This is a genomic window from Acidithiobacillus sp. (assembly GCF_023255755.1).
In the GTDB taxonomy this organism is placed as follows: Bacteria; Pseudomonadota; Gammaproteobacteria; order Acidithiobacillales; family Acidithiobacillaceae; genus Acidithiobacillus.
In genome coordinates this window covers 1-6,151 of record NZ_JAGDVS010000176.1, presented here as the reverse complement: position 1 = coordinate 6,151, position 6,151 = coordinate 1, and the positions used below count along the sequence as shown (strand labels likewise).

9 protein-coding genes are annotated in these 6,151 nt (G+C 56.7%); 4 read left to right on the top strand and 5 right to left on the bottom strand.

Features of this window, described 5'->3' with window-relative positions; all coding sequences use genetic code 11:
• The first annotated feature begins 187 nt into the window (after positions 1-187).
• The 3 genes from Q0C48_RS12265 to Q0C48_RS12255 are packed head-to-tail and all read left to right on the top strand — an operon-like array spanning position 188 to position 830.
• On the top strand, positions 188-439 hold the full coding sequence (locus tag Q0C48_RS12265) for a tyrosine-type recombinase/integrase (protein WP_291524766.1): 252 nt from the start codon (positions 188-190) through the stop codon (positions 437-439).
• Entirely contained in the window at positions 420-677 is a 258-nt protein-coding gene (locus tag Q0C48_RS12260) for a hypothetical protein (protein ID WP_291524764.1), read from the top strand. Before Q0C48_RS12265 ends, Q0C48_RS12260 begins: the two co-directional genes overlap by 20 nt.
• A 15-nt stretch (positions 678-692) precedes the next feature.
• Entirely contained in the window at positions 693-830 is a 138-nt protein-coding gene (locus Q0C48_RS12255) for a hypothetical protein (RefSeq protein ID WP_291524762.1), read from the top strand.
• Positions 831-908: 78 nt separating this feature from the next.
• Here the strand turns inward: Q0C48_RS12255 and Q0C48_RS12250 are convergent, their stop codons facing one another.
• A complete protein-coding gene (locus Q0C48_RS12250) occupies positions 909-1,214 on the bottom strand; it encodes an Lpp/OprI family alanine-zipper lipoprotein (protein ID WP_291524759.1) in 306 nt (101 codons plus the stop codon).
• Positions 1,215-1,620: 406 nt separating this feature from the next.
• On the opposite strand from Q0C48_RS12250, the gene Q0C48_RS12245 reads away from it, so the two are divergent.
• The gene (locus tag Q0C48_RS12245; RefSeq protein ID WP_291524757.1) at positions 1,621-2,205 is read left to right on the top strand and encodes a hypothetical protein; all 585 of its coding nucleotides are present in this window, start codon (positions 1,621-1,623) and stop codon (positions 2,203-2,205) included.
• A 29-nt stretch (positions 2,206-2,234) separates the two neighbouring features.
• Here Q0C48_RS12245 and pepP read toward each other — a convergent pair whose 3' ends face one another.
• From pepP to Q0C48_RS12225, 4 genes are all read right to left on the bottom strand, one after another.
• Entirely contained in the window at positions 2,235-3,578 is a 1,344-nt protein-coding gene (gene pepP, locus Q0C48_RS12240; protein ID WP_291524755.1) for a Xaa-Pro aminopeptidase, read from the bottom strand.
• A gap of 15 nt (positions 3,579-3,593) precedes the next feature.
• A complete protein-coding gene (locus Q0C48_RS12235; protein ID WP_291524753.1) occupies positions 3,594-4,031 on the bottom strand; it encodes a DUF4168 domain-containing protein in 438 nt (145 codons plus the stop codon).
• Between the two features lie 161 nt (positions 4,032-4,192).
• Entirely contained in the window at positions 4,193-5,551 is a 1,359-nt protein-coding gene (gene radA / locus Q0C48_RS12230) for a DNA repair protein RadA (RefSeq protein ID WP_291524751.1), read from the bottom strand.
• Positions 5,548-6,151 (bottom strand): alanine racemase C-terminal domain-containing protein (locus tag Q0C48_RS12225; RefSeq protein ID WP_291524749.1); only part of this gene is annotated, 604 nt, incomplete at its 5' end. The genes Q0C48_RS12225 and radA, both read right to left, overlap by 4 nt.

Genomic DNA, 6,151 nt, shown 5'->3' with positions numbered 1-6,151 from the left:
CACGCTACGTGACCGTCAGCGCGTCTAAAGCCATCAATATCTTTGACCGTACTCAAAATAACTGCATGGGTGTTGCCAGCGTAAACAGACATTCCCACTGGGAACAGGAACAGCCACCCATATAAACAATGGTTTAGGTGACAAAACCTAAGCCCTAATTGTATTTACGCTTTCACGGAAAATAGCTATGGAAGAGGATGGCTACTCGTTCAGTCAGGCATTCATCCGGGCTTGCGACCTCGCCAGTGTAGAAGATTTAAGGCTGCACGACCTCCGCCACGAGGCCACCAGCCGCCTCTTTGAGAAAGGCCTGAACCCGATGCAGGTGGCGGCCATTACCGGGCACAAGACATTGCAGATGCTGAAACGCTATACTCACTTGAGGGCCGAGGATCTGGCTAAATTATTGGGGTGGCATCATGTCAACATTAACTTTTGACACGCTGAAGTTCGCCAACCGACTGAAAGCCGCAGGTCTGCCTGCAGAACAGGCCGAAGCGCAAGCCGAGGCGTTGGCAGAGGTTATTGAAGTCAACATACAGGAACTCATCACCAAGGACGACCTGAGCGCATCCATGAAAGACCTTGAGCAGCGCCTGATTATTAAAATTGGCGGGATGCTGGTGGTGACCGTCGGCGTTATCGTGGCACTGCTGAAAATGCTACCTTCGCACTAGGAGGAGGGCTGCTCAATGAGCATGACTACAGCGGCATTTATCGGTATGGGAGCGGTGGTTCTATTTGTAGGCGACCACATCCGCTACCTGGGCAACCTGCCATCAGATGAGCCAGCGAGTGCAGATGCCGGGCGCGGACAGGATTGGCCCTGAATTCTGTCCGCGCCCCAGATACGAAAAGACCCCGCCGAAGAATCGACGAGGCCCCATCACAAACAACCGGCGCGAGAATTACTTCATCATCGCCTTTTTGAACATCCGCTCTACCTTCACGTTGGCTTCATCGGCCTTCTGATTGGCAGCGTTGGCCGTGCTCATGGCCTGGTCAGCAGTGCTCTGCGCAGCGTTAGCCTTGCTCAGCGCGTCCGTCGCGGTGCTCTGCGCGGCATTGGCCTTGGCCAGGGCCTCGTTGGCGGTGGACTGTGCGGCGTCAGCCTTGGCAGCAACCTTGTCGAGGTCAGAGGTGGTCGCACAACCGGCCAAGCCCAAGGGCAAAATCAGCGCGGTTACCTTCAAAGCGGTGGTGAACTTGCTCATAGCAGTCTCCTTTGTTGGGTTGGATAACGAGCAGACAAAGCATAGCTAAAAAAACAACAACACGCCAGTGAGTAGGCACACTTTATTCGGTGGCGGCTGACCATTTAGCACATTAAGCACCTGCAAACACATCCAGGCCACAGCTTAGTCCACCGTTACCGGGCACCCAAGAAAAATGCGCAGCCCCTTCAATGGATCCAGCCGCATTCGGTCGACCCTCCCGTATCTAACAGATATGCCCCAGACACATAATCTAACTTACTGTTTATAATAAAATAAAATTATCTTCTTGATTTTTTCTGTATTTTTTGTAATATGTTGTTCCGTTTCGTATTTTGAGAACAACACCAGCAGCGTTGAAGCTGGGATAAGGTCGCCACAGGCCTGCTCAGATAAGGAGATAGACTTGATACGACGATTATCTGCCGGGATGAGTCTTGCCCTGTTCGCATTTTTGCTGCCCAACGCCTTGGCGCTCAATCCAAACGAATTACCAGTACCACTGCTCAACAAGCTATCAGGGAATGCCAGCAACCGTCAGCGGATGGACAGTCAGTTAGAAAATGCGGTGGACAGTCAGTCATCCATGCCCCCAGGAGAATCTGCGCAGTCTGAGCGCAGCGACGGTGCACTCCTCATGCAGCAAAAGGTGTTTTATCTGCGGCGGTTAACCGCTTACAACGCACTTCCTGACCAAACCAGTAGTGATCCGGATATTGCGGCCTGCGGCCCTAACCGGTCCAACCAGATCGCCCTTTCGCAGGATTTGTTTTTCCTCAAGAATGGAGGCAACCGCTGTGGTGAACACATAGATATCATTTTGCATTCTGGACGAGTGATTCATGGCGTTGTCTGGGACACCATGAATTCCCGTTATCACATGGCTGCCGACATTCTGATGGGTAGCGTCCAGCGCGCTATGGACTTCGGAGTAAAGCAGGCAAAATTGCGTTTCGTACGCTCGCAGATACCGTCGACTAACGGCCTCTGAACGGCAACAAGGCCTGCCCTGGCAAACAATTATCGCCCACTGCCAGGTCCGGCCGCCATCATTGCCTCCACATCGGCTATGCGCTTTGGCACTTCGCCTGAAAGGATATCCGGCCCGTTGGCAGTCACCAGCACGTCGTCCTCAATACGAATCCCGATACCGCGCCAACGCTCAGGTACCGACTGATTGTCCGGGGAGAAGTACAGGCCTGGTTCTACCGTCAGCACCATCCCTGCCTCCAGCTTCCTCCAGGACTGATCCGCGCTGCGATAATGGCCGACGTCGTGAACATCCATGCCCAACCAGTGCCCTGTCCGGTGCATATAGAAGGCCTTATAGCTGCCCTGCTCAATAACCCCATCGCGACTACCAGTAAGTATTTTCAGATCCAACAAGCCGTCCACCAGCACCTTGACGGCCTCGTCATGATAATCCACAACCGGGCGCCCCGCCTGTACGGCCGCGATTCCCGCTTCCTGACTGGCCAGAACGACTTCGTAAATTTCCCGTTGTGCGGGACTGAAAACGCCATTGACCGGTAAGGTTCGGGTGATGTCTCCGGCGTAGGCACCCACCTCCGCACCGGCGTCGATCAGTACCAGATCGCCGTCACGCAGTTCCGCATCATTTTCCGTGTAATGCAGAATACAGCCGTTGACTCCGCCACCGACGATACTGGGATAAGCCACACTGGGCGACCCGAGGCGATGAAAAACGTGCTCGATCTCGGCGGCCAGTTCGTACTCCAGCATACCCGGCTGGCACTGCCGCATGGCATGACGATGACCGGCACCGCTGATCCCCACCGCCGCCCGCAGAATTTCGATCTCTTCAGGATCCTTAAACAGCCGCATCTCATGGATCAGATCAGCAACATCGACCACTTCCAGCGGGTAGCGCACACCCTGGCGAATCTTGCTCTTGGCGACATTACGCCAGTGCATTACCCGCGCGTCGAAATCCGTGGACTGACCCATGGGATAAAACAGTAGTTCCCGATTTTCCAGCAGTTGTGGAAGGACATCATTCAGGTCATGAATCGAGAGGCAACGATCCACCTGACATTGCTCTTGAGCACCCTCCAGCCCAGCACGACGCCCATCCCAGGTTTCCCGCTCCGGGTCACGCGGACGACAGAACAGGATCTGCTCCCCATCAGCGCGCCCAGGAACCAGTACCAGCACGGCCTCAGGCTCCACGAAGCCGGTCAGGTACAAGAAGTCGCTGTCACCACGAAACGGATACTGCACGTCGCTGTTACGGCTCTTGGGTGTGGCGGTGGGTATAATCGCGACACCGGCGGTGTGCATTTTCTGCATCAGATGACTGCGGCGAGCAGAATAATCAGGATGGGGTAAATTGAGTTTGGGCATGGGTGGAATGGCGCTTTACTGCATAGCCGCTTCAACCTGTTTGGCAAATGCCGGATCGCTCTGCGTCTGCTTGAGCAGGCTGGAGTACTGCTCCGCTGTCAGATGATTACTGGCAAGGATACTGTTTACTCTGGTCATGTAGGATTTTTTCAACTCTTCCCGCTTGGTGGCGGTGATATTCTTCTGACTCAGGGCGCTGTGGACCTGTTCGTTAAGTGGCTTGATCCCCCGAACCGCAGCCGCAAAATTCTTTATCTCAGCAGGGCTTGCCACGGCACCCGCAGTCATTGCAGTGCGCACCAATCCTGGCGCCGATGTCTCCATACCAGAGGCGAACGCCATACTGGTCCCCAGACCAAACAGACCCAAAGCAAACAGAGCGGTCCCTGCAAATCCACACCTGGATGAATGAAATACGCCCTGTGCAGCAGAGTAAATGGTAGACTGTTGCATAATAACTCTCCTCTCAGACTATCAGAAAAAATGCAAGAATAGCTTCACATATCAGTAAATTATGTGATTTCTCATGCGCACTCCCAAGCCACCCTAACCGCTCCGAAAAGATATTGCAAGCTATCCGGCCGACGGCTATAGTGCAGCAGACGCGCAGGGGCTTACTCTCCGTCGAAAGCCGCCTCTATCGCGTCGCCAAGACGGGCGGCCGGACACAGCTTAAAAGCAGAGGCGCTCAAAATCTTTTCGCCACGCGGGAGAATAGCGCCCGTGAAGCCCAGCTTGATGGCTTCACGTATCCGCGCTTCGGTAGCCGCCACCGGACGCACTTCTCCCGCAAGGCCGAGTTCACCAAAAACCACCCGGCGCCCCTCTAAGGGTTTATTGCGAAAACTGCTGAGCAGGGCCAGGGCTACCGCCAGATCGGCGGCGGGTTCGTTGACTTTGATTCCACCTGCGATATTCACAAAAACATCCTGATCAAAAAACATACTGCCACCGTGACGATGCAGGATGGCCAGCAGGAGGGAGAGGCGGTTAGGGTCCAGGCCGATGGCGACCCTGCGGGGGTTAGCCAGCGGACTCGGCGTCACCAGAGCCTGCACTTCCACCAGAAGCGGGCGGGTCCCCTCCTGCGTCGCCAGCACCACGCTCCCTGCTACGGGTCGATCATGCTGCGACAGGAAGAGCTGCGAAGGATTGGCGACTTCGCTCAGGCCCTCTTCATGCATCTGAAAAACGCCCAGCTCGTTGGCAGCGCCAAAGCGATTTTTGATGGCACGCACAATCCGGTAGGGACTACCCGCCTCCCCTTCAAAATAGAGGACAGTATCCACCATGTGTTCCAGCACGCGCGGACCAGCGATGGCCCCTTCCTTGGTCACATGTCCGACCAGCCAGACCGTGGTGCCCGTAGCTTTGGCGAAACGCACCAGACGGGCCGCGCACTCCCGCACTTGCGCTACCGAGCCAGGGGCCGATTGCAGCGTGTCGGTATAGACGGTCTGGATAGAATCCACCAGCACCAGTGCGGGTCGCTCTGACTGGAGCAGACCCTCAATCGCTTCAAGATGGTTTTCGGCGACCACCCGTACGGAGCTCTGGCCCAGCCCCAAGCGCTGCGCGCGTAAGGCGACTTGTGCCGCGGACTCCTCCCCGGTGACATAAAGCACCTTACTGGCCTGGGCCAGATGATGGGCGGTCTGAAGCAGGAGGGTGGATTTACCGATACCCGGTTCCCCGCCCAAGAGAATGGCGGCTCCCGGCACCTGTCCGCCGCCCAGCACCCGGTCGAGCTCTGCCAGACCCGTCGTGCTGCGCCCCACATCCGTGATCGGCACCGCATGCAGAAATTGCGGCGGACTGGCCGTGGCATAGGTGGTTTGGGATTTGGCCCCGACCTTCTCCACGCGCTGCTCGACGAAGCTGTTCCAGGCGCCACAATCCGGGCAGCGTCCCAGCCATTTGTTGCTGGTACTGCCGCATTCCTGACAGACAAAGAGGGTTTTGTCGCGACTCATGAGATCAACTGGCGCGGAACGCGCATCTGCATACGACAGCTCAATTCATAGGAGATCGTATCGAGTCTTGCCGCCAGGGATTCAAGGGCTGGTCCGCCAGCCCCCATGAGCACGACGGAAGCCCCGATTTCCGCCGACACGGTCGTCAAGTCTACAAAAAGCATATCCATACTCACTCGTGCCAAAGTCCGGGTAGCCTGTCCGGCCACTGTAACCGGCGCCTCCGAACCCAGGTGACGCGGATAGCCATCACCGTAGCCTGCCGCCACGACCCCCACCCGACAGTGCGCAGGAGCCTGCCAGGCAGCACCATAGCCCAACCAGTCACCGGGGGCGAGCTCGCGGATGGCCACCACTGCACTGCGCCAGGACAGAACGGGTTGCAAGCCGATCTCGCTACCAGTGTGCCCGGCGAAGGGCGAAAGCCCGTATAACATGAGTCCGGGGCGTACCCAGTGCTGATGGGTAAAGGGCAGCGCCAGTACCCCCCCCGAATTGGCGAGGCTGTGCTGACCTGCGGTGGCGTGGCCGACGTGCGCAATGGCCTCGGCGAAAACACCTGCCTTTGTAGACTTGACGACCGTGTCGGCGGAAATCGGG